Origin of the sequence: uncultured Roseibium sp. (assembly GCF_947496995.1) — a bacterium.
Taxonomy (GTDB): Bacteria; Pseudomonadota; Alphaproteobacteria; order Rhizobiales; family Stappiaceae; genus Roseibium.
Window position 1 is genome coordinate 467,730 of sequence record NZ_CANMFD010000002.1, and the last position, 26,790, is coordinate 494,519.

24 protein-coding genes and 3 tRNA genes are annotated in these 26,790 nt (G+C 58.3%); 10 read left to right on the forward strand and 17 right to left on the reverse strand.

The window, feature by feature from the left end; all coding sequences use genetic code 11:
- Positions 1-214: 214 nt before the first annotated feature.
- Entirely contained in the window at positions 215-1,609 is a 1,395-nt protein-coding gene (locus tag Q1B40_RS10795; protein ID WP_299813712.1) for a YcaO-like family protein, read from the reverse strand.
- A gap of 271 nt (positions 1,610-1,880) precedes the next feature.
- Between Q1B40_RS10795 and Q1B40_RS10800 the strand changes: the two genes are divergently transcribed.
- Entirely contained in the window at positions 1,881-2,171 is a 291-nt protein-coding gene (locus Q1B40_RS10800) for a hypothetical protein (protein WP_299813715.1), read from the forward strand.
- Positions 2,172-2,255: 84 nt separating this feature from the next.
- The gene (locus tag Q1B40_RS10805; RefSeq protein WP_299813718.1) at positions 2,256-2,543 is read left to right on the forward strand and encodes a hypothetical protein; all 288 of its coding nucleotides are present in this window, start codon (positions 2,256-2,258) and stop codon (positions 2,541-2,543) included.
- Here the strand turns inward: Q1B40_RS10805 and Q1B40_RS10810 are convergent.
- Positions 2,535-4,412, reverse strand: coding sequence for a BTAD domain-containing putative transcriptional regulator (locus Q1B40_RS10810; RefSeq protein ID WP_299813721.1), 1,878 nt, complete (start codon positions 4,410-4,412; stop codon positions 2,535-2,537). The two genes, Q1B40_RS10805 and Q1B40_RS10810, sit on opposite strands and share 9 nt — an antisense overlap.
- Before the next feature lie 230 nt (positions 4,413-4,642).
- Here Q1B40_RS10810 and Q1B40_RS10815 point away from each other — a divergent pair, with 230 nt between their 5' ends.
- Entirely contained in the window at positions 4,643-4,963 is a 321-nt protein-coding gene (locus Q1B40_RS10815) for a hypothetical protein (protein ID WP_299813724.1), read from the forward strand.
- A 154-nt stretch (positions 4,964-5,117) separates the two neighbouring features.
- Here the strand turns inward: Q1B40_RS10815 and Q1B40_RS10820 are convergent.
- Together Q1B40_RS10820 and Q1B40_RS10825 are read right to left on the reverse strand one after the other, a co-directional pair.
- Positions 5,118-5,194, reverse strand: a tRNA-Arg gene (locus Q1B40_RS10820).
- A gap of 147 nt (positions 5,195-5,341) precedes the next feature.
- Positions 5,342-5,647, reverse strand: a complete 306-nt coding sequence (locus Q1B40_RS10825; RefSeq protein WP_299813727.1) for an ETC complex I subunit — start codon at positions 5,645-5,647, stop codon at positions 5,342-5,344.
- A gap of 439 nt (positions 5,648-6,086) precedes the next feature.
- Between Q1B40_RS10825 and Q1B40_RS10830 the strand changes: the two genes are divergently transcribed.
- Positions 6,087-6,320, forward strand: coding sequence for a hypothetical protein (locus Q1B40_RS10830; RefSeq protein ID WP_299813730.1), 234 nt, complete (start codon positions 6,087-6,089; stop codon positions 6,318-6,320).
- 197 nt (positions 6,321-6,517) lie between these two features.
- Here Q1B40_RS10830 and Q1B40_RS10835 read toward each other — a convergent pair.
- From Q1B40_RS10835 to Q1B40_RS10850, 4 genes are all read right to left on the reverse strand, one after another.
- Positions 6,518-6,594: transfer RNA gene (locus Q1B40_RS10835), tRNA-Pro, on the reverse strand.
- Positions 6,595-6,739: 145 nt separating this feature from the next.
- A complete protein-coding gene (locus Q1B40_RS10840) occupies positions 6,740-7,105 on the reverse strand; it encodes a DUF192 domain-containing protein (RefSeq protein WP_299813733.1) in 366 nt (121 codons plus the stop codon).
- 402 nt (positions 7,106-7,507) lie between these two features.
- The gene (locus tag Q1B40_RS10845; protein WP_299813736.1) at positions 7,508-8,089 is read right to left on the reverse strand and encodes a cold-shock protein; all 582 of its coding nucleotides are present in this window, start codon (positions 8,087-8,089) and stop codon (positions 7,508-7,510) included.
- A gap of 137 nt (positions 8,090-8,226) precedes the next feature.
- Positions 8,227-9,060, reverse strand: coding sequence for an NAD-dependent deacetylase (locus tag Q1B40_RS10850; protein ID WP_367279115.1), 834 nt, complete (start codon positions 9,058-9,060; stop codon positions 8,227-8,229).
- Here Q1B40_RS10850 and Q1B40_RS10855 point away from each other — a divergent pair.
- From Q1B40_RS10855 to Q1B40_RS10865, 3 genes are all read left to right on the forward strand, one after another.
- Positions 9,059-9,499, forward strand: a complete 441-nt coding sequence (locus Q1B40_RS10855; protein WP_299813742.1) for a VOC family protein — start codon at positions 9,059-9,061, stop codon at positions 9,497-9,499. The genes Q1B40_RS10850 and Q1B40_RS10855 overlap by 2 nt on opposite strands.
- 125 nt (positions 9,500-9,624) lie before the next feature.
- Positions 9,625-9,700 (forward strand) — tRNA-Glu (locus tag Q1B40_RS10860).
- Positions 9,701-10,385: 685 nt separating this feature from the next.
- Positions 10,386-11,927, forward strand: coding sequence for a caspase family protein (locus Q1B40_RS10865; protein ID WP_299813745.1), 1,542 nt, complete (start codon positions 10,386-10,388; stop codon positions 11,925-11,927).
- Between the two features lie 106 nt (positions 11,928-12,033).
- Here Q1B40_RS10865 and Q1B40_RS10870 read toward each other — a convergent pair whose 3' ends face one another.
- A complete protein-coding gene (locus tag Q1B40_RS10870) occupies positions 12,034-12,600 on the reverse strand; it encodes a biopolymer transporter ExbD (RefSeq protein ID WP_299813748.1) in 567 nt (188 codons plus the stop codon).
- 59 nt (positions 12,601-12,659) lie between these two features.
- Between Q1B40_RS10870 and Q1B40_RS10875 the strand changes: the two genes are divergently transcribed.
- The 3 genes from Q1B40_RS10875 (at position 12,660) to Q1B40_RS10885 (ending at position 14,334) form a co-directional block, all read left to right on the forward strand.
- Entirely contained in the window at positions 12,660-13,097 is a 438-nt protein-coding gene (locus tag Q1B40_RS10875) for a DUF1036 domain-containing protein (protein ID WP_299813751.1), read from the forward strand.
- 70 nt (positions 13,098-13,167) lie between these two features.
- Complete coding sequence (locus Q1B40_RS10880) at positions 13,168-13,599, forward strand: hypothetical protein (protein WP_299813754.1); 432 nt, start codon at positions 13,168-13,170, stop codon at positions 13,597-13,599.
- Positions 13,600-13,650: 51 nt separating this feature from the next.
- Positions 13,651-14,334: a MotA/TolQ/ExbB proton channel family protein gene (locus Q1B40_RS10885; protein WP_299813757.1), complete on the forward strand. Its 684-nt coding sequence runs from the start codon at positions 13,651-13,653 to the stop codon at positions 14,332-14,334.
- Positions 14,335-14,345: 11 nt separating this feature from the next.
- Here the strand turns inward: Q1B40_RS10885 and Q1B40_RS10890 are convergent, their stop codons facing one another.
- The 8 genes from Q1B40_RS10890 to tssK form a co-directional block, all read right to left on the reverse strand.
- The gene (locus tag Q1B40_RS10890) at positions 14,346-16,136 is read right to left on the reverse strand and encodes a hypothetical protein (RefSeq protein WP_299813760.1); all 1,791 of its coding nucleotides are present in this window, start codon (positions 16,134-16,136) and stop codon (positions 14,346-14,348) included.
- Positions 16,133-16,555, reverse strand: coding sequence for a biopolymer transporter ExbD (locus tag Q1B40_RS10895; RefSeq protein ID WP_299813763.1), 423 nt, complete (start codon positions 16,553-16,555; stop codon positions 16,133-16,135). The genes Q1B40_RS10890 and Q1B40_RS10895 overlap by 4 nt, the downstream gene beginning before the upstream one ends.
- A gap of 32 nt (positions 16,556-16,587) precedes the next feature.
- On the reverse strand, positions 16,588-18,519 hold the full coding sequence (locus tag Q1B40_RS10900) for a serine/threonine-protein kinase (protein WP_299813765.1): 1,932 nt from the start codon (positions 18,517-18,519) through the stop codon (positions 16,588-16,590).
- Positions 18,519-19,283, reverse strand: a complete 765-nt coding sequence (locus Q1B40_RS10905) for a protein phosphatase 2C domain-containing protein (RefSeq protein WP_299813768.1) — start codon at positions 19,281-19,283, stop codon at positions 18,519-18,521. The genes Q1B40_RS10900 and Q1B40_RS10905 overlap by 1 nt, the downstream gene beginning before the upstream one ends.
- Positions 19,280-19,972, reverse strand: coding sequence for a type VI secretion system-associated protein TagF (tagF, locus tag Q1B40_RS10910; protein WP_299813771.1), 693 nt, complete (start codon positions 19,970-19,972; stop codon positions 19,280-19,282). The genes Q1B40_RS10905 and tagF overlap by 4 nt, the downstream gene beginning before the upstream one ends.
- Positions 19,973-20,114: 142 nt before the next feature.
- Positions 20,115-23,768 carry a type VI secretion system membrane subunit TssM gene (tssM, locus tag Q1B40_RS10915; RefSeq protein WP_299813774.1) on the reverse strand — a complete coding sequence of 1,218 codons (3,654 nt, stop codon included), beginning with the start codon at positions 23,766-23,768 and terminating at the stop codon, positions 20,115-20,117.
- 36 nt (positions 23,769-23,804) lie between these two features.
- Positions 23,805-25,412 (reverse strand): type IVB secretion system protein IcmH/DotU, encoded by a 1,608-nt coding sequence (gene icmH, locus Q1B40_RS10920; RefSeq protein WP_299813777.1) that lies wholly within the window; start codon positions 25,410-25,412, stop codon positions 23,805-23,807.
- On the reverse strand, positions 25,412-26,746 hold the full coding sequence (gene tssK / locus Q1B40_RS10925) for a type VI secretion system baseplate subunit TssK (protein ID WP_299813780.1): 1,335 nt from the start codon (positions 26,744-26,746) through the stop codon (positions 25,412-25,414). The genes icmH and tssK overlap by 1 nt, the downstream gene beginning before the upstream one ends.
- Between the last annotated feature and the right edge of the window lie 44 nt (positions 26,747-26,790).

Here is a 26,790-nt window from a genome sequence, read left to right on the forward strand (position 1 = left end):
ATCGGATGACCAAGTCTCATCCTAGCACCTGATGCTCTAATACCTGAGTATCAGTGTCATGTTTTTTAGCCTGCGTCCTGCTCATTGTCAAACGCTCACGCCAATGAGCAGTCCAGAGCTCCAAGCCTGTTTTCGCTGGAATTTGTGGACGTGAGTCAACAGGCCTGATCGACGGGGATCTGCCTCAAGCGGATCTAGAAAGAACAGAGGGAAATCAGAAGGGAAACGGGCGGGCGGCAAATTCTGACTCTGTCGCTGGCGTTGCGCGAAGACCGCGATTTACAACACCTTCGAACAGCCTGCGCTTGCCGAAACGCGGTTCCCAACTGCACAAATCGGGAGACAGGAGTTTGATGCAAGGCACCTTCAAATCCGAACGCGTTGCGTCGAACTCCCAGATCTCAAACCCTTTTTCCAGGCAACCTTGAAGGAGACCTTCAAAGGTAAAGGACTTTTCAAGGTCCCCTGCAGACGCAACGGGCGCATCTGTCAAAGGCAATTCCTCTAGTATCGACCGCTCTCTGGCGAATATCAGCTGCCTTGGCAACGAACCCGGCGCCCCGCCAGGTGCTGCGGCACCCGAATACGCCCGTTCCATGAGGTCCAGGGAATATTCGGCCTGAAGCATTTCCTGGATTGCACTTTCACAAGTCGAGGCAAGGTCCAAGCCGGCCGAGGAACCAAAAGCCGCACGGCGGCCGTCAAGCTCATGGGAAAAGGCCAACACCACGAAGGCGTCCAGCTCCGTATCAACAATGCACAGCCTCCAGAAGCGCTCACGATCCGACAAAAATGCGCACAGGGATCCGGGGAGTAATTCGGCCAGACAGCCTTCCGTGAGTAATGTTATCCCCAGGCGGTTGTACCAGGCCTGGGCGATTGCATCGCGCTCCACCAGTTCAAGCAGTGCTCTTTCGCGCGCGCCTTCCAGGTCGCTCCAGACCGCGCACCCGGAACTGGAGGCAAGCGACATGCGTCCACCGGTGACCCGTTCCAATTCATTGAACAGAATTCCCGTAGCCGGAAATTCAGCGATGACCGGCTCGCTGGCGTGACCGCCCAGGCGTGTGAGACGGACCCTGCGATCTGACATATCTTGCCAATCCGGAACACCTCCTTTCGCCCCCTTCCCTCCAGCGGAAAGTCTGCGGGCCAACTGCTGTTCCTGAGTTGAACTCAACCCGAGCATTCGTGAAATTCCAACCTGAGGTTGATATTTATCACTGGTAAAAATCCGAGCGTCTCTTTTCCCTTCTGAGCAAAGGCTTATGCGTTCCGTGAGCTCGCCAATGCAACTAATGGTTGCTGACTCTGACGTTCGTCCCTGCCCTCCCGCCGGAATGGATTTCACCACCGGGCCGTCAGACCCCGGGATATCGGAAGCCATCGTTAAAATTCCGGAACAAAAACGCACCGGACAGGCGTCAATCGACACCGGTACAATTTTCACGTCGAACGAAGTCAGCAGTGGCAGAAAGAGGGACAGGCTCCGGTCAGCCATATGCAGCCGATCGGTTCCCTCTTCGCCGACAAGCAAGCCGGTTCTGAGAAGATCCGCAACCACTTTGGGGGGAAGGTTGACTTGGCTTTTTTCATTACTCTTCGGCAAAAACCGCCCCTTCACTCACTGCTCAGCAACCTTAAGAAAGTAACCATAAAATACTCACGTTCACCCTGCAATTGCACCCCACGTAGATTAAACGCACTACTATTGAGAAAATACCCCAACCCAATCTACGTTAGACATGAAAGCAGTCAACACTAGTAATTATCTGGAACAAGTAACCATACTACTAATGTTTGACTTATTTCTGTTTAGCTAGGTGACCATCCAACCACCAGCTAGATCACGACACAACCTTAACTTAAGGAGTCATAATATGCACGCTACAAAGACTTATGACAAAGCCCTGGAAATTGGCGCGAAACTTGGTGCAATCATTCAGGATTCGGACAGCCGTGCACAGCTGATCGAAAATTCGGCTGAAGTCCTGGCCTCCATCGGAGCCACCTCCGACGTTGCGATCTTTGCAGATACCGCGGACACGGTTCATCTGGTGGTGCCGGCCGAAGTCGATGCTGCCCGCGTTGCCGCAGGCGACGAAGCCTACTTCGAAGAACTGGGCAAAGCCGCGCTCGGAAGCTGCTACTACGAAGATCTTCCTGAGTAACAGGTATTCAGGTTGAATGACATTGCGCCCGAATTCCAATCCCGTGATTGAGAATTCGGGCGAAATCTCTGAGAGTGGACAGAAATGGCTAGATTTCCTTACTATCAGAAAAACGTGAAAAAACTGGGTCAGCTCCTGGCCAGGGCAGCTGTCGACAAAGAGTTCCGGCAGGCGTTTCAGAGCGATCCATCGACCTATTTGTCAGAAATCGGCCTTCCGGCGCAAACAACTGAACTTCTGGACTTCAAGGTCATTGATCAAAAAGAACATCCCAATGCGGCCGCTCTTCCTTTCCGCCTGAATGCGGGCAAGCTGAACGACGGCAACGCGGATTATCTGACCAACCTGTCTGCATCGCTGCGACTAAACTGAAGCCGCGCCGTTGAACAGGAAATTCTGCACCATGATGGCGCCCCGGTCGTAGTCGTTGCGAACCTTCTCGTTCTGGAAGAAGTTGACCTTCTTTCGCCAGATTTCCGGGCTCTCCGCCACAGCCGATGCGTTTCTCAGGTTGGAGGGCAGTTGATCGCTGAAGCGCTGAAGCGTCTGCAAAGCCTCGGCCTCGCGACCTGAACACAACAGCGCAGCAACGCGCGTGGTCAGGCCACCCACTCCCACACCCGCGCCACGTTCTATCTGCGCAATGGCGTTTTCATAGTCTTCCGCGGCGAAATAGATGTTTGCCAGGTATTCGTAAAAGACCCGCGGCACAAATGAAAACAGCGAAAACGCTCTTTCAGCCGTGGCGAGCGCGTCCGATACATCTCCGGAAAACGCCAGGCCTTCGGCGACTGACATCAGGTTCGAGGGATCGGCGGCGCTCAGACGGCCCGCATTCTGGAAAGCCCGCCTTGCTTCGTCCGGCATGTTGGACAATATGAGCGCCCAACCGTAAATGCGCTGGTTCATGGCCTGCCACGGGTCGAGCATTATGGACTTTTCCGCAAGGCTCAACAGGTTTCCCATCCCCCCGGAGAACGACTTGTCATAGAGGGGGAAGTGCAATTCCCGCTTCATGATAATGGAAGCCCTGGCGGAATAAATCATCGAGAAAGATCGATTTGTCTGTTCGATATCGTCGAGAAGCCGCATCGCTTTTTCGTCCGACTGCGGCGTGAAATCCCACAACAGCGAATCCGCCTGACACCAGCGTGCGAAGACTGCTGAGTTGGTCGGATTTCGAAGTTTTCCAATCGAGTGACCATGTATACGGCTCACGATCTGGCTGGCGGCTGGAACGATACCCTCCCACAGTGCCAGATCGACAATCTCATTGAACACGATCTGGCCGCTGCCACGATCTTCAAACTGAACGACGACTTTGCCCGAGCGTTCATCATGGCGGAAGCGAAGCAGATAACACCCGAGCTCATGACCTTCGACGAGTGTCGGCCTGGGTGAATTTTCGTCGCCGACATATTCCGATTCGTAGAGATCGAACGAACGGAAGGACGAAAGCCCCGAAACAATCTCTTCCCTCAGGTGCACCGCGTCGTTGAGGCCCTTTTTCAAAAGGGAAGACGAGATGATCGATATTTCCGGCAAGTGCACGACGTCGTTGCTGTTCGGAAGATAACCGCGAACCGCCCCCACCTCGCCGGAGTTCCGGAAGATGGCATCCACTTCAGCGCTGGGTGTCGATTGTTCAAGCAGGCTTCGGGTTTCCTCATCCGGAACTTCATCCAGATGAATGCGCATTTCACGTTCGCAAGCCTTGAACTGCTGTTCTGCGCGATCCTGATGGCCCAGCTTCTTGTAAAGGCGGATCAGGATCCGGTGAGCCGGTTCGAGCGCAGGATCGATTTTCAGCAGAAAGTTGGCCCCCGCCTCCACCTGATTGCCGCCGTCATCGGTTCTGATCTGATTGAGGTGCCTGAAAGCGGCGGACGTGACTTCGGAGCGCACACGCTCGCGTTCAACGGTCAGCCAGTCGGAGAAATCCGGATCTATATCCTCGAAACCGGCGAGAAAATCTCCGCGCCAAAGGTTCTCGGCCTCGCGAAAGTCCTCTGTCCGGCCTTTTTCCAGCAGCGACAGCAAATGCCCCAGATCTGACGTAAATGCAGTTGCATCGAGCGTTACGTGACCCGGAAGGGATTTCACGATATCGATACCGGCTTCCTGCTCAGCGGTTTTGAGCTGGCGCAGCGCCTGCCGCAAGGACTGCATCGCCTTGTGCCGATCGGCACTGCTCCAGAGCAGATCGGCCAATGCCTCCCTGGGCGATGAGAAGCCGCTCATACGGCTCAGATATCCCATGACGGCCAAAGCCTTACGGGTTTTTACCGCAACGGGTTCCTGGCCTTTATCCAGAAGCAAAGGCCGCCCCAGGCAGGCAAAGCAAAACACGTTTGCCATCAATTCCCCGCAATTGAATTGCACATCATCATCGACGTGATAGCGCAACCGCGAATATTACGAAACCGGAAACACAACAGCACCTTATCACGGTCCTTTCACGCCGCAAGAGCATGCTTTCGGTGGATGGTCACAGCAGCGTTGCTGCAATCGGTAAACTATTACTGGTGGGTAGTATTATGTCTAAGACAGTCGACAAACCGATTCCTGCGGAATCGCTCCAAGAACCGGCGATCGAAGCTATCAAGCGGATGATTCGCTATACAAGGAAAGAATCGGACAAGGACGGCCGGACTTTCTGCTCTTACTTCCTCGACATGGCGCTCCAGTCTCTGGAAGACGGGACTGAGGATCTCGACATGATCCTCAAGACCAAGATCACGCCGCTCATGGTCGGACAGCAGAATATTTCCTCAAAGTCTGATTCCGCCTGACAGCGTCGACAGCTTCTCAGGAAGTTCCATTTGAGAATCAGCCGGCTTTCTCAATTTCTGGAGAGCCGGTTTTTTCTTGACCTGAGCAGGGTTTGGCACTGTCGGAACCCGTTCAAGATCAGGTTGTTGTGCGGTATGCAAAATTTTGAAAAAGTGGCGACCCCGACAGGATTCGAACCTGTGACCATTCGCTTAGAAGGCGAGCGCTCTATCCAGCTGAGCTACGGGGCCTGATTTAACCCTGGATGTTACCGTTCCTTGCCGCTGCTATTTAATGCGCCAGGAAAAGTGTCCGTGTCGATCCGGGAAAACGCGTTTCAACAGTCAATTCCGGCACGCGCCGGGAACTTCGGACAGAGGAAATCCCATTCTCTTCGTTCAGTGAGTCCAGGGGGCAACCCGGTTGAACTTGAAGTTGTCCGCATAAGCCGAACCACGCACTTTGCGGTCTTGAGCCTTTTCCACCCTGTAGGGGATGCGATGCCGGCGTGCATAGGCGACAGCTTCTTCCTGGGTTTCGAAGAAGAGGCGAATCTGCTGTTTCATGTCGGCGGAAGAGGTATAGCCCATCAAAGGTTCGACGGACTTGGCCAACTCCGGCTCGTAATCCAGCACCCAGCGGTGGGTCTTTGCCTTGCCGGATTGCATGGCGGTTTTTGCCGGACGGTAAATGCGCGCAACCATGTTTCTGTGCCCCTCATTCAAGGTCCCGGAGATCAACTACCTGTACCAGAGCTTTTTCCCGCCTTTTCGGCGGAAGTCAACACCGTTCTCGATCCTGCCGATGAACGACCGGACCATTGTGCATGCAAACAATAAAAAAAGTTTGCATTAACGGTGTTTTCCAGTGGCTGTTTATAGACCGATATTCTCCATGGCACCGAATTGCAACCTATGCTATTAGCTCCCGATCGTTATATGCTCAAGGATCTATAGTGGTTCGCCAAACGATGGTAAAATGGGCTTTGCGTGCACGAATGACTGACACATCTTAATCTGTGCTCAATCAACACCGATTAAGATGTGTCAGCGCTATACAGTTGATTTAGAACGAAAAAACTGACGGATTTATCTGATATTTGATCCCGAAAGTTTCCGGAACCACAACGAGTAAGACCCGTTCATGCATTATGGATCCATAAAGGGCTTAGGGGCCTATGTTCCGGAACACGTTCAGCCAAGCGCTGTCGAGCCGGATAATCTGAAAAAAGCCATTGATGCTGCGAATCTTACCGAGATGTGGGACATGATACTGACGCTGGATTACGCCGTGTCGGATCCCGCAGACCTGACGCCTGACAAACGTGACGAGTTCATGAATGTCATGTCACTGCTGCTGAAGGCATTCGACCGGTAATTTCCAAAATCCGGCACTTTCAAGCTCAATCATCCTAATGACAGAACACGAGCTCTGCTCCGGAAGCTTGTCTGCGCGCGGCAGGCAATCGCAGCCCTACCGTGTCCAACTTCTCGTCAGCACAGTTTCCGTCAGCCGCCAATCCAATGAGCAGGCAGATAGAACCCGGTAAAGAGTTTGAAATAACTTGGAAATTTTGGTCGGGGCAGCAAGATTCGAACTTGCGACCCTCTGGTCCCAAACCAGATGCGCTACCAGGCTGCGCTATGCCCCGATCCGTTGATTTGTGGGGTGTATCCGTGAACGGTGCTGGCGTCAAGTGCGCGTGAAGCCGAGACATTCCCACCGCTGTGGAAAGCACTGTGTCTCCACCTGTTTCCGGTTCCGGTCTCCCTCTGGACCGGAATCATGACCACCCCCTAGTCGATCGCCATTGACGGGCTGGACACAGTGTCCCCGGGCGCGATTTCGAGCCGGGCGGACGTTCCGGCGTTGAGCTCCAGCACGTATCTGGCCGGCGCTCCCGAGGGCACGACCTCTTCCGAAAAAGGCGTGGTGTCCGCTGCGATACTGACGATCCTGCCGGCGGCGCTGATGTAGATGATATCGAGCGGCAGAGGCGTGTTCTTCATCCAGAAATAACGATCCCCCTCGCCTTCAAAGATGAACAGCATTCCGTGGTCGGCAGCCATTTCTTCCCGGAACATCAGACCTTTTGCCCTTTCACGGTCGGTTGCCGCGACTTCCACCTCAAAACGGTGTTCGCGGTCGCCCGACCGGACCATCAGGGTTTCCACAGGGAGCTCTGTCTGGCTGTCGTCGGCACGTGTCGAAAGGGATGCCGTGACAAGGATTGCGCACAGCGTGAAACAAAAAGCCGTAAAAAGGGGAAAGCGTGAAATCATTGTGAAACCCATGAGCTGATCAGAAGCGGAACACCAACGATTGCTTGAATGCAGACAAGATGCCCCCCCCCTTACAAATCCTTCAACTGTCAGGCCTCCGACCGCTTCGGCCCGAAGGTGTTTTGACCTCTACACTGAACCATGCCGGTCTTGCGAGCATTTCCGCAAATGCTCAGGCTCCGTCGACGAAGGCCCCTGCTGAACCGGGACCATGTTCGACAAACAAAAAAGGCCGGATCATGTCCGGCCTGATACGCAGCGTCTGGAATTTGTGTGTTCAAGTCAGTGGGAAGCGGGAATATGGGTCCCTGCCCCGACCGGGCGGATTTCCGCGGCCATGCGGCCTTTCGGGCCCTGGCCGAACCGCACCAGAACATCCTGTCCGGGCCGCAACTCCGTAATACCGAAGCGGCGCAGCGTTTCCATATGGATGAAGATATCTTCCGTTTCCTCACCTTGGGTAAGAAAACCGAACCCCTTTACCCGGTTGAACCACTTCACCGTCGCTTTTTCAAAGCCACCTTCCGGCACCACCTGAACATGGGTCCTGGAAGGCGGAAGTTGCGAGGGATGCGTTGCCGTCGTTTCATCCATCGACAGAATGCGAAACGCCTGTAGCCCACGTGGCCGGTCGAGCACTTCGCAAACAACCCGCGCGCCTTCATAGGCGGTCTGAAAGCCGTCGCGCCTCAGGCATGTCACATGCAGAAGAATGTCATTCTCACCGCTGTCCGGTACGATAAAGCCGTAGCCCTTACCGACATCGAACCACTTAATCGTTCCGGCAATCTCGAATACATCCAGGGCGACATCATCCGCCAGGGTCTCGAGTTCGCGGGGTTCGCGTGCGGTTTTAACCCCCATAGCCATTTGTCCCGTCTCTGGTCCGCGTCACTTGGCTGGTAGGCAATTAACGACTCACCCTTCAGCCTATTTCTGACAAAAGGATAACATTGCGTATTATCGCGAGAAGGGAAATTGTCGGACTAACCACAGGCCATTTACGTCAACTGCGCCGAATCTTCGGCAAAACTCACAAACGTTTGAGCCAAAGGCGTGCGAATGACAGTTGACGCCAGAGAATCGAGTGGAGTTTCCTCGCCATTCAGAATCACCAGTTCGGCACCGCCTTGAACGGCCATGACAGGCAGTTGAGCCGCAGGGTGCACAACGAGGGACGACCCGAGCACAAGAAACAGATCGCAGTTCTGTGCCGCCTCGGCGGCCATGCGCAGTTCGTTTTCCGGCATCTGCTGGCCGAAACTGATCACGGCTGCCTTGAGATAGCCGCCGCAAACTCCGCAGACCGGGCTGGTGCCGACCTTAACATAATGTCTTTGTGGCTCCAGTTCCGCTTTTTCCCCGCAGGACAGGCATGTGGCATAAGTTGAATTTCCGTGGATCTCGGTCAAAAGCTCCGGCGGAAATCCCGATGCCTGATGCAGTCCATCGACATTCTGAGTGATGAGGCGCTTGAGAAAACCTGAACGCGCCAGAAGGACAAGCGCCATATGCGTGGCGTTCGGGACTGCCCTGGCGAAAAACTCCATCATCTCGAACCGCCGGTCCCAGTCTTCCAGGCGGCTCTCCTCGAAGGCCAGGAAATCCTGATATTCAACCGGTCGCCGCGTCGACCATATGCCACCCGGCGAACGGAAATCCGGTATTCCGGACTCCGTCGAAATTCCCGCCCCGGTCAACGCCACAATCCGGCGGTAGGCACCTCCATGAAATTGTGCCACAAAGTGCCGCGCTTCCGGCAAGCTGGTGATGAGTGTCATGGGCAGGTTCGGCTGGCTCCGCAAATTCCCTCGATCGAGGAAAGGATAGAACATGCGTTATCTGCACACCATGGTTCGTGTAACCAACATCGAAGAATCCCTGGATTTCTATTGCAACAAGATGGGCATGCAGGAAATCCGCCGCCACGAAAACGAAAAGGGCCGTTTCACGCTGATTTTCCTGGCAGGTTCGGACGATGTCGAAGCAGGAAAAGCCAACTCGGCTCCCCTGCTTGAACTGACCTACAACTGGGACCCGGAAGAATATTCGGGCGGCCGCAATTTCGGCCACCTCGCCTATGAGGTCGACGATATCTATGCTTTTTGCGAAAACCTGCAGAAACAGGGCGTGACGATCAACCGCCCGCCGCGCGAAGGCCGCATGGCGTTCGTTCGTTCGCCGGACAACATTTCCTTCGAACTGCTGCAAAAGGGCGAAGCCCTTGAAATCAAAGAGCCCTGGGCCTCCATGCCGAATATCGGCGAGTGGTGAAACCGGGTGGTTTTCAACAATGGCAGGCCCGGATATCCGGGCCTGCAAAAAATTGTCCTATTGGCTCTTGCGGGCAACTAATTTCCCGCCTATAAGCCTCCCCACGACGCAGCCGCGTCGACCGCGCGCCCATCGTCTAGCGGTCTAGGACGCCGCCCTTTCACGGCGGAAACACGGGTTCGAGTCCCGTTGGGCGTACCATACCTCCCGCAAAATCAGACATATGAAACGCCAGCCGGTCCCTACCGGTTTCAGCTGGTTGTCGGCGAAATGTAGCGCCCTGTGACCTGCTGAGCGGGATCACCCTTGCGGGGCAACGTGCAGCCCGAAAGCTCGCACCGATAAAACGCGGCAACGTTTTCCTTCTGCATGTAATTGAGAATATCCGCTTTCCCAGCCATCCAGGGCGTCCCTGTTCGAAGGCTGTTGATTTAGAAGCCGCGTTAGGAAGTCTTTCCGTGAACTATTCAAAATAGCCGGACCCGGGCATTGCCGGACCTGACACCGGTCACGGGACTTGCGCCACCTCGATCCTCAAAGTCGTAAAAAATTTCACATAACCGGCTAATTCGACCTGAATTCAGCCGTGCGTTTCAGGGTCTCTTTAATAACAAGCGAAAAGAAAGCGAAAACGCGACGTCAATTGTGGCGTTCCCATGATCTATTGGATATAATGAGCCGGTAGTTTTGTATTTTAGCAACGAACCGGCTCGCACCGGGTCGTATTTTTAAGTCATTGGGGCAGGTTTTACAGATTCAAGTTCCTGTGACACGCATTACAGAAACATCACGCCGCCCGGGGTATATCCTGTTCCCAAGAGGACAATAACCTCGAGTGAAGATCGGTCGCACCGACTGGCAACAATGATCGACGAGAGGACAGGACATGTTCAAACGAATGATCGCCGTGCTGGCAATCGTGATTGCAGGAACGGCCCCGGCACTGGCCAAGCGCGTTGCCCTGGTTATCGGCAATGGCGCTTACGAGCATACAGTACAACTGCCCAATCCGGCCAACGACGCCGAGACGATGGCGACCAAGCTGCGCGGTCTCGGATTTGAGGTCGTCGCGGGTCAGGACCAGACCTACAGCGACATGCGCCGGACCGTCATGGAGTTCGCCAAGAAAGCCTACGGCGCCGAAATCGCCCTGCTGTTTTACGCCGGACACGGCATGCAGATCGCCGGGCAGAACCTGCTGGTTCCGATCGACGCGAAAATCGAAGACGAAACGTCTCTCGATTTCGAAACGATTTCGGTCGACTTCATCCTGCGGCAGATGTCCAAGGACGTGAAAGTGCAGATGGTGTTCCTGGATGCCTGCCGCGACAATCCGCTGGCACGGACACTGGCCCGCCGCATGGGTCCCAGCCGTTCGGGCAACGTCGGTGCAGGCCTTGCTGAGATCAAGGTGCAGGAAACCGGCGGCGAAGGCTCCGTTATTGCGTTCGCCACCAGCCCGGGCGATGTCGCCCTTGACGGCGACGGCGCCAATTCTCCGTTCACGTCCGCCCTCATCCGGCATATCGATACACCGAACGTCTCGATCCAGACCGTGATGACCCGCGTGACCGGTGACGTCTTTGACGAAACGGAAAAGCGCCAGCGTCCCTGGGTGAACGCGTCCCTCATTGGTGAGGTATTCCTGAACAAGCAAGCGGTCGCCGCCGCACCGACGACCGAAGTCGCTTCGCTCGGCACCACCGCAACTACAGCTCCCGCTGTCAATCAGGCTGCTGTCAATACGGCCACTCAGTCCACGATCTCCTGGGAACGGGAAAAGCTGGTCTGGGAGACGGTAAAAGACAGCAACAATGTCGCCGATTACAAGTCCTACCTGGAAACGTATCCGAACGGCACGTTCGCAGGTTTCGCACGTAACTCGATCAAGCGTCTTGAAAGCCAGTCGCAGGTAGCTTCGCTGAACCCGTCTGCACCGGCCGGAACTGCTCCGCAGGCCGGGACCGGCATCGTGGCCGGTCTGCCGGATCCGCAAAAAGCGGTTCCAGGTACCCAGGCTACCGAAGCCAGCCTTGGCTGGAACCGGACCGCTCGTCGGGAAGTCCAGGCCCGCCTGAACCTTTCCGGTAACAACGTCGGCAATCCCGACGGAGCCTTCGGTCCGAAGACCCGTGCCGGTATCGCCGCCTGGCAGACCACGAACGGCATCGTCCCGACGGGCTACTTCACGGCTGCCCAATATGCGTTGCTGACCACCCAGACCGCGGTCCAGTACACAGCCTATGCGGCTGAAGTGCAGCGCAAGCAGCAGGCAGCCCAGGCATCCCGCAGCGCAACGAGCACACGGCGCACATCTAACACCAAGAATACCCGTGCGAAAAACAACGGTGGATCGATGAACCCGGCCGGAGCGGCCTTCCTCGGCGGTGTCGTCGGCGGCATTATCGGTGGCGCCATCGGACGCTGAGGCGAACCGAATGCAAGAACCAGAAAGCCCGGCACATCGCCGGGCTTTTCATTTTTTGAAGGTCCTGCGCTGTTTACAAGTTAGGGCAGCGTCCAGACGAAACCCGTCAGTCCAGTTTCAGACTCACTCTTTTTATTCTGGAGGATCTTGCTTCGTCCAGAATTCGCACGACGGTCTGAAAACCGGTTCCACCTGCCGGCACAAGAATCGCCCCCTCCGCGCCAAGGCTGGCCAGTCTGTCCAGTTCCTCGGCCAGTTGATCCAGCTCCAGCTCCAGCCCGTTGACGTTGAGCCTTATTGTCCCCGTCTCCGATTGCGGACGCGCAACAATCAGCACAGAGGGCGCAGTTGCTGAGGCCTGCGGGACGGTTTCGCCGGTCCTTGTGCCACCGAGAGAAACCTCCAGCGGTCGCCATATGCCAAAAGTTGACGAGAGAAGAAAAAACATCACAAGAATGAAAATCACATCGATCAGCGGCGTCAGAGGAATGCGTCTGCGTTTTACAAGCGGTGTCCGGATTGAAATCATCTGCTCGACCTTTGCGATGCATTTCCGCAAGGCGACGTCACCCCACAGCCGCCCAGTTTGCCCTTGCTGCAATCTTCCCGTCAACTTATCCGCCAGCGGATGATGGCGGTATACCTCAAAGGGAAATTGACCGTTGGATTGCATTTCCTTAGCGTGATTGACGGGAAGAAAATCAGGTCAGCTTGAATATGCGGGAACCGCTGTTGAACAGACGCACCAAGGATCGGGGAAACAGGTTGAAAACCGTTGTCGGCGGGGTGTTTGCCGGAGCTTTACTGGCGTTTCCAAACGTTGCTGAAGCCGGCCTTCGGGTCTGCAACGGGTCCGTTGACCTTGTGAATGTCGCCATCGGCTACGAAACTGAAGAAGGTGTGCGGACGGAAGGCTGGTGGACCATCACTTCAAACGCCTGCAGCCAGATTCTCCAGGAGGCGCTTACAGCCAAGCGTTACTATCTTCATGTCGCTGACGGTTTCAGCGAAAGCCGGCTGGGCGGTGACATTACCCTTTGCATTCGGGAAGAAAAATTCGTTTTGTATGACGGAGATCAATGCTGGCAGCGGGGGCTGATCGAAGCGGACTTTTTCCAGATCGAGACCGAGGGAGCGCAAGACTGGACCGTGCTCCTGTCCTATGACTGATTCCGGCGGCCAGACGCTGGCTTTCGCCGACGTATTCATTCGGTTCAAGGCAACTATTCGGGGGAACCACATGCATTTTTCAACACGGTTTGTTCTGGCAGGATTTCTGAGCGCCGCTTTTGCGGCTTCCACCTTGGCCCAGGAAGTGACCGGCCAGATAGGCCTTGAGCTCAACCATGTTCAAGCTACCCAGGACGGTGGCTGCCGCCTGTCGATCATTGCTACCAACGGCCTGCAGCGTCCCATAGACCAGCTTGGCCTGGAGATGGTCGCCTTCAATACCGATGGTCTGGTGGACCAGTTCCTGCGTCTCGATTTTTCCCGGATTTCAGCAGGCAAAACCAAGGTTCTGCAGTTCGACCTCGCCGGCAAGTCCTGTGAAAGCCTGTCCCGTCTGCACATCAACGATGTCCTCAATTGCGTCCCTCCGGCCATAACCGACGTTTACTGTCCCGATCTTCTCGATCTGAAGAACCGCACGCCGATTGAATTCGGGGACTGAGCCCGGAAATGGAACGTCCCGCGTCCGGGCGAATAAGGAAATATCGGTTGCATGGTTGAGACATCTTCCTCTTTGCTGGAACTCGGAGGCCCGGTTGTCCTCATTCTGCTGGGAATTTCCGTTGCAGCACTCGCGGTTATATTCGCAAAGGTTTTCCAGTTCTCGAGCGCCCGTGTGGGGCGTCACGGCCAGGTGCGACGCGCCGTCGCCCAGTGGCGTGCGGGCGAGCGCAGCAAGGCCTCCCAGAACCTCCTCAAGGACCGTTCCCTTTCCGCCGCTCTTGTCCGCAATGCCATGGACGCCATCCAGATGCTGGATCAGCAGAGCTTGTCCTCCCAGGAGCGTGACATCAGGGAAGAGCGCCTGAGAGAAGAGATTTCCGCACGCGCGGCGGACCGGCTGTTCGGTCTGGCAAGCTGGTTGAAAGCCCTGGACTTGGTCACCCAGATCTCGCCCTTGCTCGGCCTTTTCGGCACTGTTCTCGGCATGATCGAAACATTTCAGACACTGCAGGAATCCGGCGCCGCAGCTAATCCGGCCACTCTTGCTGGCGGCATATGGGTTGCGCTGCTCACCACCGCCTGCGGCCTTGCCGTCGCCATACCGGTGTCGGTGGCCGTGACCTGGTTCGAGGCCCGTCTGGAAAAGGAACGGGCCGCAATCGAAGTGTTGCTGACGGGCGTGTTTACCGCCGGATCCGCAAGCACACTCAATCCGGACCCTGCAGCTTCCTGACGAATTTCGGTTTAACGAGACACCTTGAACGCGGTCAGCGAATAGACCCCCGGTGCCGCAAGAACGTCTGAGATCCGCCCGGCGGGAAGGCTTCCGAACCGCGCCGGTTGACTGGCCTCCGGTCGGTTCCAGATGGCGAGCACCAGCGCTGTCTCGCTGTCCTCTCCGGACAGAAGCGTGACAGGAACCGAAAAGCGCCACGCACCGGCCGTCAGCGTATTTGACGCCGGAAGAATATAATCCCGGCCGTCGTGAATCTGTCCGCCATCGTCGATGAGGTAGAGTTCCGGCGACCCCATGCCGTTCAAGGGAACGCCCGCCGCTTCCGCTGCGGCGATCCTGTCCAGCGGCAAGTCCCTCTGAACCAGACCGGAGACATGCGTTCCGCTTGGAACGATTGTCCTGTCGAGTTCGACCAGTCCCGCCGCTTCCACCCCATCCGACAAACCAAGGGCATCCAGAAGCGCGCATTGCTCGCGGGTTACCAGGCGAACCTCGATTTTCGCCTCATAGCCCTGATCGGCTGCAAAGCGCTGATCGAAGACGGCGAACGGTGCAATGCCCGCGCCATAGGCAGTGACCGCCGCGCTGTCCGCACCGGCAGACATGACTGTCAGGTGGGCACACTCGCCGGGATCGTAGCTGGCGACATAACCGGACACTTTTGCAAGCGGATCAATGCTGGCAACCTCGACCGGCGCAACGCCCTGTGCCGGGTCCGATGTCTGCGGCGCTACGGGCAGCGTGGACGTTTCGGGCCTGGATGGTGCAATCGCCGTCACCTCCTCCTCCGTCGGTCGCAGGGAAGCGACTTTCTGCTCGACCGGCCTGACCGCCTGAACCGTTCCACTTTCGACCTGAACAACGCCGGAAGAAGCCCCGACGTTGCTGATGGCCGTCGCACCTGTCGCGGCAACAGCCGTTGCAGTGACCGGTCTGGGTGCCGCAGGCACGTCATTGGGTTGCTGCTTTACGGCGACCGCTGCCGTTCCCCCGGTCACGACTGACGAGGACGATGCCGGGGTGACTGCCACTATCTCCTGCGCCGGACTGACAGCGAACTCCTGCTGAGCCGGGGCTGGTGGCCGGATGTCCGGCGGCGCGACGGAAAGCGGAACAGTTGTTTGCGTTTCTTCGACACCTCCGGTTTCCTGACCTGTTATCGGCCTGAGGGGCGAAACAGCAGGCGTTACAGGTGCAACGCCTGGCTGACTGATCGGAGCCGTGGCCGGGGCCTGAACAGCGCTCACGACGGGACTTGGCTTGAGGTTTGTGACCGGTTGAACAGAGGCTACTGTCTGCTTGACGGGAGAAACAGCAAGGTTCTTCGGCTGCTGCACCGGCGTGACCGGCGCTGCACTCACCGGGGTTCCCGAGGGCTTCAGCGCCGCCGCAGCCTCGGAAACCTGAACGTTGGCAGGGTTCGGTATATCCGGCCGGGACGCAGCGTCCGAGGTCGTCGGCTGCAAGGGATTTTCCTGCACAGGGCGGGTCGCAACAGCTGTTTGCGGAACAACCGGCTGGAGCGATTCTGAAGGGGAAATGGCCGGCGCCGCGGATGGAACTGCCGTTTGGGTCGGAACGCTCTCGATCGCCTGCACAGGTGCAAACGTCAGTCCGCCGCTGTCGATGATGACTTCGGTTTCATGTAGCGGTGCCGGATCATCCGGCAGGAAAGACATATCCGGCAGACCATAGATCAGCACCGAGATATGGATGGCAACCGACGTTCCAAGAACTGCCGGCCACAAGAAACCCGGAATTTCCCATTGGCCGTCCTGATTGTAGAGCGCCGAACTCACGGCCCATCCGCCTCGACCGTAACCAGAGTAAGTTGGGTGATCCCGTTGGCCCTGAGCGTGTTCGCGAGAGCGGCGACCGCCTCCATTCTGGTGCGCTTGTCGACCTGGACAGCCAGTTTGTCCGTCTCCTCGGAGGCTTTCGCAACGAACGCATCAAGTTGAGCGGTGTCCAGTCGTTCGCCTTCAAACCACACCTCCCCGGTTCGCGCCAGAACGAGGCTGCCCTGAATGCTGCCGTTTCCAGCCCCCGAGGTGGTTTCCGCCCAGGCAAAGTCCTCCGGAAGCGTCGGCTTCAGGGTTCCGGCGACCAGAAGAAACACTAGCAGCAGAAAAACCACATTGATCAGCGCCAGCGAACTGTCGGCTGACCGGTGAGCCATAGCCTGAGGCAGATGGATGGGTTTCGTATACCGCTTCATCTCACGACCGTATCACGTTCACCCGCCCCTGTTCACGGTACGACCTTGATCGTCGTTGCTGTTGCCCGCAGGACGGCACTGTCCTGCGACAGACCTTCAAAGAACGGCTTTGCCTGTTTTTCAGTCCGGCTTTTGAGGGTTGAAACGATATCCGGCCCGACCATGGCGATGACCAGTCCGGTTTCCTCCGACGAGGTCGTGAGGCTGAGAGGAACCACGAAGCCCGCACCGCCATCATCCGTCTGGATAAAGGGTGACAGATTGGCGACTTCGCCGTTGCTGGAAACATAGAGCAGACCGAGTTCTCCGGTTGCCGGATCGTATCCGGAGATCCGCCCGGCCATGTTTTCACCATTGGGTATGACGGTGCGCTGCATATCCAGATAGAGTTTTGTCTTCGCGCCTCCCTGAGGTGTCGCTCTCAGGAATGCGATCGCTGGGCATTGCGCGTCAGTGACCAGATTGACCTGGATCTTTGCCTCGAACCCCTGGCTCTGGGTGAAATCGCTGTCAAAACTTATGAACGGTGGTGTACGCGATGCAAATCCCTCGATTTGCGCCGACCGACTGGCGATCTCCACCGGCTGAAGATACATGCAGTCACCGGCCTGATATCCGCGGACGAAATTGCGAATGCGATCTTCCGGTTTCACGGCTTCCGGGAAAACGGCCTCCGGAGTTTCCTCCTTCACCGGAATGTCCGGCGGCGCGATGCTGGTCAGTTGCTCGCCAGTTTCCTGCGGTTGCTGGTTGCCCCCTGGGGCCGGTGTTGCAACGTCCGGCGTCTCCACAACCGGCTTGGCGGGAAGTGCCGCAACGGCGGGATTTTCCGTGCCGGATCCCGTCTGATCTTTATCGGCTTCTGGTGCTGCAGTGCTTGGCCGGACCGGAGCCGAGGGTGCGTTTTCGCGCGGAGCTGCCACCAGAACCGGCTTGTCTTCCAGATCGGGCACCGTCTGACCTGCAAGGAAATAGACCCCACCGGCACCGAGCCCGGCAAATCCCAGCAGAGACGCGGCGATGAGGATACGGCGGCCCCATCTGACCGGGGGCGGGCTTTCGTCTAGGGCGGACTGTTCCGGCGGCGGGCCTGAAGGCCGGATAATCGTCGCCTCCTGAACGCGCCGCGTCATCGGCGCCCCCATCGTCCACTCGGCGATTTCAGCCATGGAGGCCGGCCGGTTGGCGGGATCGGGCTGCAGCATCGCTTCCAGAAGCGGGCGAAAGCGGATGTCGATCCCGTCAAGCGCGGGCAACTGCCGGCGCTTTTCGACAATCTGCACCTGGGTGCCCCCCATGTCGATATGCTTGCCGGTCAGCGCCTCGGCAAGAACGAGACCGAGCGAATAGATGTCGCTGCGCGGTGTGACCTTGCCGTCGAAGATACCGACCTGCTCGGGCGAGACGTAATTCACCTTGCCGGCAAAACCGTCGCCGATAATCGTCGGGCCACCGGTATTCGACCTGGAAATACCGAAGTCGATGATCTTGGCCTGACCGACATCGCCGTTTTGAAGGATGATGTTGTCCGGCGACAGGTCGCGGTGGATGACTTCCCGGTCGTGAACGGCCTGAAGCGCCGACGCGACCCGCTGGAGAAGACGATAGACGGCCTCCGGTTCCAAAGGTCCGGCTTCAATCCGCTTGCTCAGGGAGGGACCGGCGACGAATTCCATGGCCAGATAATAGATGCCGAGTGTCGGCTCCTTGGCGAAGACAAAATACTGGGTCAGCGCATCGTGTTTCAGTTTCCGCAGGATCTTGGCTTCGCGCTTGAACAGATCGAGAATCATCGGGTCCCTGGCGAAACTTGCCAGAAGCACCTTGATGGCGACCGGGTCGCCGCTTTCCACATCCCTTGCCCGGTAGACAGTTCCGATGCCGCCGTCGGCGATATGCTCCTCAATCTCATAAAGATTGTTGAGCCGCGTTCCTTTCGGCAGCAGGTTTTGAGCTGGGCTCATCAGTCGGTAGCTCCTTCAGCCGCAGACATGCGGTCAATATCCACGATCACCACGGTCACGTTGTCCGAACCGCCACCGTCGAGCGCTCCCTTGATCAGGCATTGCGCCGCCGCGTTCGGGGCGCCGTTCATCAGGAAAGTGCCGATCACGGAATCATCCAGATGCCCGGTCAGTCCATCCGAGCATAACAAAAACCGGTCCCCGGGCAGGAGATTGCCGGACACCATCTCCAGCTCCAGATCCAGACCGGACCCGATCGCCCGGGTGATGACGTGGCGCCGTGCGAAATTTCTCGCTTCTTCTTCGGTCAGGACATTCTGGTCAACCAGTTCCTGGGCTTCGGTATGATCCGTCGTCACCTGCTCGAGCTGGCCGTTGCGGAACCGGTAAACTCGGCTGTCACCCGCCCAGATACAGGCGAAGTTGGAATCGTAGGTCAAAAGCGCGGCGATGGTCGTTCCCATCTGACCGCCGTTCGCCCTGGCGGCGGCATTCTCAATCCGGTCCTTCGCGGCGATCATGCGGCCTTCGAATTGTTCAAGCAACTCTTCGGCGCTTCGCGGCTGGGTGATATTGAAAAGCGCCTCCTTGACCAGCCCGGAAGCAATTGCTCCGCCGCTCATCCCCCCCGCCCCGTCCATGACGGCGAAAACACCCTTGCCTTCATCAACGAAATAGGTGTCCTGGTTTTCTTCCCGCACCCGGCCCGTATGGGTGACCCCGACCGCATATCCGCGAAGGGCTTCCTGTAATTTCCCGATCATGTCCGACTGTCCTCCGGATGATACAGCCCACCTGATGACCCTGCCTCTTGATGTTCGTCAGCGCCCGCCCCGCCAAAGGATTCCGGCAGGAGAAGCCAGCGGAACGCATGTGCATTCGGCAAGCCGGAGCAGGCGAATGCATATTCCCGGTCCCCTGCCTTGCAGTAAAAACCGGAGCTGACCCACTCTCCGGTTTCTCCCAAAGCGGCAAGCTCGGGTATTCCAGCGGAAGGATTGTCGTCCGAAGCAGGCACCGGCGGAACGAGATCGGCCACCGCCTGCTGGAAGCCGGCCAGATCCGCATCCTCCTGCAACGTTTGCAGCAGGATTGCTTCCACCGTCTCGTACCAGTCGCCGGCAGGACGCACTGTCTTGCTCTCGCCGGGATTGACCGGAGCAACCACCGTCAGGGGAAACTTGCGCCCTACCCGGTCCACGCTCGGCATGAAGGCACCGGCCACGGCGTCCTCGAGCTTGCCGCCGTTTTCGAGTTTTATCCAGAACCGCCAAACCGGCATGGTCATATAGGCCTCCTCCCAGGCATCCTTCAGGTCCAGCCGGGACTGCGCGAGCCCCTCGATCAGGAACGGTTCCCAGAGTTTCAGGAAACCTGCAGGGCAGGCACCGGTCACAAAGTCCCCCCGTGCCGGCAATTTGCCAAAATAACCGCCGCCCAGAACACCCGCCATCGCCTAGAGCTCTTTCAAGACGCAAGAGACCAATTGACGAGTGTTGTCGTGCCTGTCCGATGCCCTGCATCGCCCTGCGCACCGCGCCGTAGTGACAAGTTGACATGGCTCCATCAGTTGGCTCCGTTCTTCACAAGTGGCTCTAGAAACTCGTCGGGCAGCTGAAATCCCCGACGGCCGACAGGAAGAACGGATTGGGCTTCGACCGCAGCGTGATCGTGAAGGCAACCTGCCGGCCGCCAAGCGTTTCCCGGATGACGAATTTGTTCGGGTCGGAACTCACCCGGTTGGACTGGATAAAGCGGTAGAACGCCCAATCGCCATGGATTTCCTGACGCGACCTGTAGCCGGGAACTTCAGGCTGGATCACCAGAACGACCCTTGGCGTTGCCGTGTTGCTCGGCCAATCGAAACTCGCGGGAAGCGGCTCGATCTCCGCGTTGAAGCCTGGCCCGCGCGTGACCAGAACCAGGTTGCCGTTCACTTCCAGGCTCGCCGCATCGGCCTGTTGCGACAAGGCGCGCGGCACCACCTGAAGGCCGACCGAAGGAAAGGCGTTTCCAGTTGGAAAGAACGCCTGCTTGATCAGGTCCGCGCGCTCGAACTGACGCAGTGTGGCGTTGGACAACCGGTCCGACTGCGAGACTTCCGGTTTCCACGTCCAGGGCCTCGCCGAGGTATCGACCAGGGGTTTCAGGTTTTCATCGAAGAACCGCTGCATGATCCCGGAAGGTGAGAACAGCTTGGCGAACTCGGTCATCGGCACTTCGGAACGACCATTGGTGAAGGGGAACTTCCGCCCGACGATCCCCTGGCATTGTCCGACGACCTGCGATTTCAGCTTTTCATTGAGCTGCGTGATCGAAGTCTCCTTGAATTCCTCGTCGAATTCCTTGGCCGCCTGCAGGATCAGCTTGTCGAAGGGATTGGGAAACCGAGTGGCATTGCTCCTGAGCAGGGAAGCCTGAATCTGGACGTTGGAGTTTGCCGTCTCGCTCTGCAGCGGATTGTTGGCAACCACCAGAAGGTTGTCGAGGATGTTCTTGAAGTTGACCAGAAGCGCATCGATCTTGCGGCTGTTTTCGCCTTCCACAAGCACGTGATAGGGACGGAAATGATCCTCGATCGCCTTGCCCGGGATGATCTCCGGTCCGCCGCCGCCCGTCACCGCGCCAAGTGCACCGGAAACACCGTTCGGCGCCAGCGCCTTGATCCCTGCCTCGAGGCCGATGCGTTTCAATCCGCCGGAGGAGTCGAGCACATAGCGCTGGAAGACCTTTTGAGCGGCTTCACCGCCGGCATCCTGAGCGCTGCCTCCCGACCCGATCCCGGCAATGCCGTCACTTGACAGGTCCTGTGTCAGCAAGGTTTCCCGGCGGATGCTTTCCAAGATCTGGACGACCGGCGACGTGGGAGCGGAAACGGCCTGCAGTGCTGTATAAAGCGGCTTGTCGTCACGCATCGACTTGAATTTGAGGTTGCCGAGTGCGTCTTCCCAAGCCGCGATGAAGTCTCTGGTATAGAGGGTCAGGATTTCTCCCGGCAGCGTCTGATACTGGTCGGCGAAGGCGTCGCCTTCACCAATGTCGCCGAAAACCCAATTGTCGCGTTGAAGCTCCTCCCGGATCCCGGCAAGGTTCGGCAGAACCGTCAGGTGAAATCCGGGATAGGTGTAGAACTTGTCGACTGCGACCGTATCCAGCGTATCGCCGTTTTCGGTCTCGAAGACGGTTTCCATATCCGGGCCGCCGCGTTGTTCGGCGATCCAGTCCTCGCTCGCCAGGCCCTTGGCCCGGGATTTCAGCAGGGCGTAACCGCGTTCGGCCACGCTGACCCGGGCAAGTTCGCGCTGGACTTCTGCCACCAGAACTCCGTCAAGCTGGCTCGTCAGAACATTGCCGCCGAAATCGAGGTCCAGCATGGCCGCGACGTGGGTATTGAGCTCGTTGCGCAGGACCTCTCCCTGGGGGCCAGGGAAACTCTGGAGGAAATCCGCCCGGAAGGAGTTCTTGATCTGCTCCTTGTCGATCTCCGGCGCATCGCCGGCAACCATCCGGTAGAGCTTGGTGAGATTGTAGAGATCGTCGATGTCCTGACCGCCTGGTCCCGTGCGGTTGTCGAGCACATCGGTCATCTGCTCTTCAATTCTGAGGAGCAGCCGCGGGCGCAGCAGACGTTCCAGACCGCTGCGGTAGGACGTCACGCCCGCCGCCTCGAGGCGTTCGCGTTGGCTGAGACCGAATTTTTCCATGAACGGCGTCGGATCGTTGCGGCTGTCGTAACCGGCCGGAAGAGCGCGCAGCAGCGAGAGAATATAGGTGGTGTCGCGCAGGCTGTCGTCACGCACCACACGCTGGTCCAGGACCCCTTCGCCTTCGGCGCGTACCGCCGCCACCGCCTTGGCGGTTTCATCGATAAGGGCCCGGTTGTTGAGATAGCTGACGGTCCAGAGGGTGCCCAGACCGATCGTGACAAGTGCGATTGCCGCATAGGCGCTGATCCGCGCGGCCGTCGCCATACGTACCGCCTGGCGATTGTGGGTGACCCAGCCTGCTTCCCCGATGATCACCTTGGTCAGGAGATCGCGGAGAAAATAGCTCTTTCCCTGTCCGGAGAGAGCGGCCGCCTGATAGGCGGTTCCGAAGGCCTGGCTCATGGAGCCGATGACCCGGTCGATCGCCGTTCCGGTCTGGGTTCCGGAAGTGAAGTAAAACCCGCGCAGGACCGCATTCGGATAATAACGGCTCGGCTCGAAAATAGCGTTCAAGAAGCCGGTCAGCCGGTCCCGGAGGGCGGCGACCTGCGTCGGAAAACCATAGAGCATCAACCGTGCCCGCGGGTCCGGCTCTTCCTGCAGCCTATCGGCCATCTCCTCATTCAGCCGTTCGATGAGCAGATCGAATTCCGCCGGAACTTCGGAGACCATGTTCTTGGTCTTTTCGCGCGTCTGGAAGGTTGCCCCCCACACCAGATTGCGCCGGCTCTCCGGATAGGAGCCGAAGAACTCCATGAAACCGGCAATCGTGTCCGCCTTGGTGAAGATCACGTAGACCGGGAAATCGATCTTCAGGGTTTTGTAGAGCTCGATCAGCCGCGAGCGGATGGCGTCCGTATGCAGCTTCAGCTCTTCCTCGGACAGGGTCATGAGGTCTTCGAGGCTGATCGACACCATGACGCCGTTCACCGGCTGGCGTGGCCGCGCCTTGCGCAGCATCTTCAGGAACCCGAGCCAGCCTTCCCGGTCGTGCTCGGCATCGGAATCCTGAGTGGTGTAGCGTCCAGCCGTATCGATCAGGACGGCATTTTCCGCGAACCACCAGTCGCAATAACGGGTGCCGCCGAGCCCTTCCAGCTTCTGCGCTTCTCCCTTGCCGCGAGAGTTGGCGAATTTCAGGCCGGAATGCACCAGAGCCGTGGTCTTTCCCGCTCCCGGCGGACCGATCATCAGGTACCAGGGAAGATCATAGAGATAGGTCCGGCCGCCACCGCTCGCGGTTTTCAGGGTCTTCAGCGCATCCTTCATGCGCTCGGACAGGATCTCCTTGTCCTCGTCACTGGCTTTCGGCTGCAGGATTTCCTGTTCGAGCGCCCTGTTCGCCGCAATGCGCCTGTAGATCCGGTAACCGGCCCAGCCTCCGATCGTCAGAAGGATGAAGAATGACAGAAGCAACCGCACCCAAAGGGGCTCAAACGGGCGTACCCCGGCAATCGCCAGGAACGGTCCGCCGAACCAGATCAAGGCAATGAGGGCGAGAATGCCAATCAGAATTGCCGATATTCCAAGCCAGAATTTCATCGATAGTGCCTTATTCTGCGGTTACCCGGCTGACGTTCAATTGTTGATCACCAGACCTTTGGTCGGCGGCTTCAGGAAAACTTCGACGCGGCGGTTGAGCGCCTTGCCTTCCCGGCTGGTATTCGGAGCGATCGGCTCATCCGCACCGCGCCCTTCCACCTGCACCCGGCCAGGTGCCTGAAGGACGGCGTCCATGACGGCCGCGACGGACTTCGCGCGCTCGACGGACAGGTGCCAGTTGCTCGGAAAACGCGGGTTATTGCGAATCGGATCGCTGTCCGTATGACCGACGACCAGAATTTCCCCGTCCACGTCAGCAAGCGTCTGCGCCACCTGTTCGACAAGCAGCTGGAATTCCGGCCGCAAGGTGGCCGCAGCTACATCGAACTGGGCCCGCATGCGCAACATGATCGCGGGACCCGCCTGCGAGATCTCCAGCCCGTCCAGACCTGCAAGCCGTTCTGAAACCGTATCGATGGTGGCGTCTTCGGGCGGTGGCGGCGGCGGTGGTGGTTTGGGCTGATAGCCTTCGCGCGCCAGTTCGACAGGTCCGTTGGGAAAAAGAGCCGCAGCCCGGCTTGCAAGAACTTCGCTGCCACTGGACAGCAGCAGCATCAAGGTGACGTAGCCGCCGAGCAGCAACGCCCCCGCGACGGCGGCAACCGACCAGATCGGGACGGAAAAACCGGTCCGCTTCTGCAGGAGTTCCAGACCGCGCCAATGCGGAGACAGATCATCTCCCGGCCGTGGCCGGACACGCCTCAGGATTTCGTGCAGATCCCTGCGCTCGCGCTCAAGCCCCTGCTGTCCGCCCTGAATGGCCCTGTATTTTCCGTAAAATCCAAGCGACAGGCAGGCATGCATCACCTCCAGAACGCCGTAGTTCCGGCCAGGGTCCTGCTTTGCCTTTTCCAGAAGCTGGAAGAACTCGACACCGCCGGTTGCCTGTCCGAAGAACTGGGTCAGCATGGAATATTGCGTCCACTGGTGCCGTCCCGCGGATGGCATGTTCTGAACGATATCGTCCGAAGTGGCACACAGCGCGTAAGCAGCAGATCGGATCTGATCATCGGTGATGCCGGCGCTGCGCAAGTCCTGTTCGAAGGTCTTGATGGAGCTGTAGACATCGCGCATCAGGGCATCGAACTGCGCGTCCGTCATTGTCAGGTGCAGGCGGCCCAAAAGCAGAAGCAATGGCGCTGCGGCACGGGAAATGGGATTGCGGTTGGCGACACGGATCTGGTTGATGTCCGGCGTCTGGGCCAATTGCCCGGCGCCCTGCGGTACGGACGGGCCTGCGGGACCGGCGCCGTGCGGAGGTTGCGGCGTCTGCGGAGGTTGCTGACCGGGAGGCGGCGTCCTGAGGTCGGGGGCCTGCTGCTGGCCATATTCATAGCCGGCCGGCGTCGGCGCATAGGGATCCGGTCCGGATCCGGCGCCGCCCTGCCATGGGTCCGGTGCACTGGCCGGGCGCTGAGGCTGCTGCGGTGGCTGGGGTTGTCCGGGCGCATTTTGCGGCGGTACCGGGGCCTGCGGAGGCGTTGCGCCGGGCTGGGTTTCGCTCCACCGGCCGCCTGGATTGGGCCGGACGATGGTTTTGCCCTTGCGCTTGGAAACGCCAAAAGGGTCGTCATTGTCGGCCATCACCGGCCCTCCCGGATGGCGTAGAATTCAAGCTGCAGCTCCGGCCAGTTGCCGGAGAATTGAAGCCCGATTGCCGAATCCTGGCTGAATTCGCGCCACAACGGCGTTGTCTTGTCGAGTCTAAAATAGACCCTGTCCGTCAGGGCGCGGATCTGCGCAGGCGGCACCGGCATATGGATCAGGGGGATGCCCGGCAGGTTGGAATAGACGATCTGGCGCATCTGCCCGAAAGGCCCGACCTTGAAGAGCCGTGGAAACTCGGTCTGGATCTCGGTAAGCGGACGGCGGGCGGCCACTTCTATGACGAAGCTTGCCTGCGAGAACAGATTGCGGTCGACAATCGTCGACTTGAAGGCGTTCGGAGCCAGCTGTTCCAGCGGCAGGCGAATTGCACGGCGGTCATATCCTGCCGACAGGAATGCCTGGATGTCGGCCAGCACCGGCTTGAAGATGTCGTGCAGCTTGTCGTGATCGTAGACCGGATAATTGCGGGCCCGGCGTTCGTCCGTTGCAAAGGTCGCCAGTTCGCCGGCGAGCTGCAGAAACTCCGAATAGACGCGCTCGGGATGCACATAGGCGGACTTGCGCAGATGCATCAGCAGCGGATGGGTGCGGTTGAGCAACTGCAGCGTCAGGTAGTCGAAATTCTGCAAGCCTCCACCGGCGGAGGTATCGGCCGCGTAACGGGCCAGCTCGCTGAGTTTGCGTTCGACCCAGCCAATGACGGAATCGACCCAGCCGGTCACGACGGGATGCACGTGGCACGCCAGAACCGGCGGAGCAAAAGCGCCGTCCGTGATGATGATCCGGTCCTTGATTTCGGTAATCCGGGCAACCGGCAGGCAGACCTGCCCGGGATGCGGCGTTGCGCGGATGGAATACATCAGCCGCGGATGGGCAACATCGATTTCCTCTTCCTGCCGGATTGCCGAAGTGGAATCGATGATCGTCTCGCGTCCCTGAATATAGCGGGTGGCCGCGTCCTCGCGGCCGTTCGACACTTCAACCGCGTTGACCGTGGTCTCCGGAATGCCGAGCCAGACTATCTGTCCGGCTGCGTCCTCGGGAACATCGATCGCGGGCGGTGGCGTACCGTCTGCCGGGAAGTTGAACACCGTGCCATCCGGAAAGATTCCCCGGCCATGGCGCAGCGCGAAGCGGCATTGCTGACCGACATCCTGATCGATCTCGAAATCGGAAAAGCCCCAAGGATAGGCGGAAGCGAGCCTGACCCGCTCGTCCAGCATATGCTCCGCATAACGGTCGCTCTGCTGGAGGTGGTGTGGCCTCAAAAACAGTCCTTCGGTCCATGCGACCTTGCTATACCACGACATTCAGGCACTGCTCCTTGACATACGAAACGCCGTAGCGCTCTTCA

Bases quoted from the DNA above. Each gene is read 5' to 3' on its own strand.
- Q1B40_RS10800 (WP_299813715.1), top strand. From the start codon at position 1,881: ATGCACGCTACAAAGACTTATGACAAAGCCCTGGAAATTGGCGCGAAA.
- Q1B40_RS10805 (WP_299813718.1), top strand. From the start codon at position 2,256: ATGGCTAGATTTCCTTACTATCAGAAAAACGTGAAAAAACTGGGTCAG.
- Q1B40_RS10810 (WP_299813721.1), bottom strand. From the start codon at position 4,412: ATGAGCGGCTTCTCATCGCCCAGGGAGGCATTGGCCGATCTGCTCTGG.
- Q1B40_RS10815 (WP_299813724.1), top strand. From the start codon at position 4,643: ATGCTTTCGGTGGATGGTCACAGCAGCGTTGCTGCAATCGGTAAACTA.
- Q1B40_RS10825 (WP_299813727.1), bottom strand. From the start codon at position 5,647: ATGGTTGCGCGCATTTACCGTCCGGCAAAAACCGCCATGCAATCCGGC.
- Q1B40_RS10830 (WP_299813730.1), top strand. From the start codon at position 6,087: ATGCATTATGGATCCATAAAGGGCTTAGGGGCCTATGTTCCGGAACAC.
- Q1B40_RS10840 (WP_299813733.1), bottom strand. From the start codon at position 7,105: ATGGTCCGGTCGGGCGACCGCGAACACCGTTTTGAGGTGGAAGTCGCG.
- Q1B40_RS10845 (WP_299813736.1), bottom strand. From the start codon at position 8,089: ATGGGGGTTAAAACCGCACGCGAACCCCGCGAACTCGAGACCCTGGCG.
- Q1B40_RS10855 (WP_299813742.1), top strand. From the start codon at position 9,059: ATGCGTTATCTGCACACCATGGTTCGTGTAACCAACATCGAAGAATCC.
- Q1B40_RS10850 (WP_367279115.1), bottom strand. From the start codon at position 9,060: ATGTTCTATCCTTTCCTCGATCGAGGGAATTTGCGGAGCCAGCCGAAC.
- Q1B40_RS10865 (WP_299813745.1), top strand. From the start codon at position 10,386: ATGTTCAAACGAATGATCGCCGTGCTGGCAATCGTGATTGCAGGAACG.
- Q1B40_RS10870 (WP_299813748.1), bottom strand. From the start codon at position 12,600: ATGCAATCCAACGGTCAATTTCCCTTTGAGGTATACCGCCATCATCCG.
- Q1B40_RS10880 (WP_299813754.1), top strand. From the start codon at position 13,168: ATGCATTTTTCAACACGGTTTGTTCTGGCAGGATTTCTGAGCGCCGCT.
- Q1B40_RS10885 (WP_299813757.1), top strand. From the start codon at position 13,651: ATGGTTGAGACATCTTCCTCTTTGCTGGAACTCGGAGGCCCGGTTGTC.
- Q1B40_RS10895 (WP_299813763.1), bottom strand. From the start codon at position 16,555: ATGAAGCGGTATACGAAACCCATCCATCTGCCTCAGGCTATGGCTCAC.
- Q1B40_RS10900 (WP_299813765.1), bottom strand. From the start codon at position 18,519: ATGAGCCCAGCTCAAAACCTGCTGCCGAAAGGAACGCGGCTCAACAAT.
- Q1B40_RS10905 (WP_299813768.1), bottom strand. From the start codon at position 19,283: ATGATCGGGAAATTACAGGAAGCCCTTCGCGGATATGCGGTCGGGGTC.
- tagF (WP_299813771.1), bottom strand. From the start codon at position 19,972: ATGGCGGGTGTTCTGGGCGGCGGTTATTTTGGCAAATTGCCGGCACGG.
- tssM (WP_299813774.1), bottom strand. From the start codon at position 23,768: ATGAAATTCTGGCTTGGAATATCGGCAATTCTGATTGGCATTCTCGCC.
- icmH (WP_299813777.1), bottom strand. From the start codon at position 25,412: ATGGCCGACAATGACGACCCTTTTGGCGTTTCCAAGCGCAAGGGCAAA.
- tssK (WP_299813780.1), bottom strand. From the start codon at position 26,746: ATGTCGTGGTATAGCAAGGTCGCATGGACCGAAGGACTGTTTTTGAGG.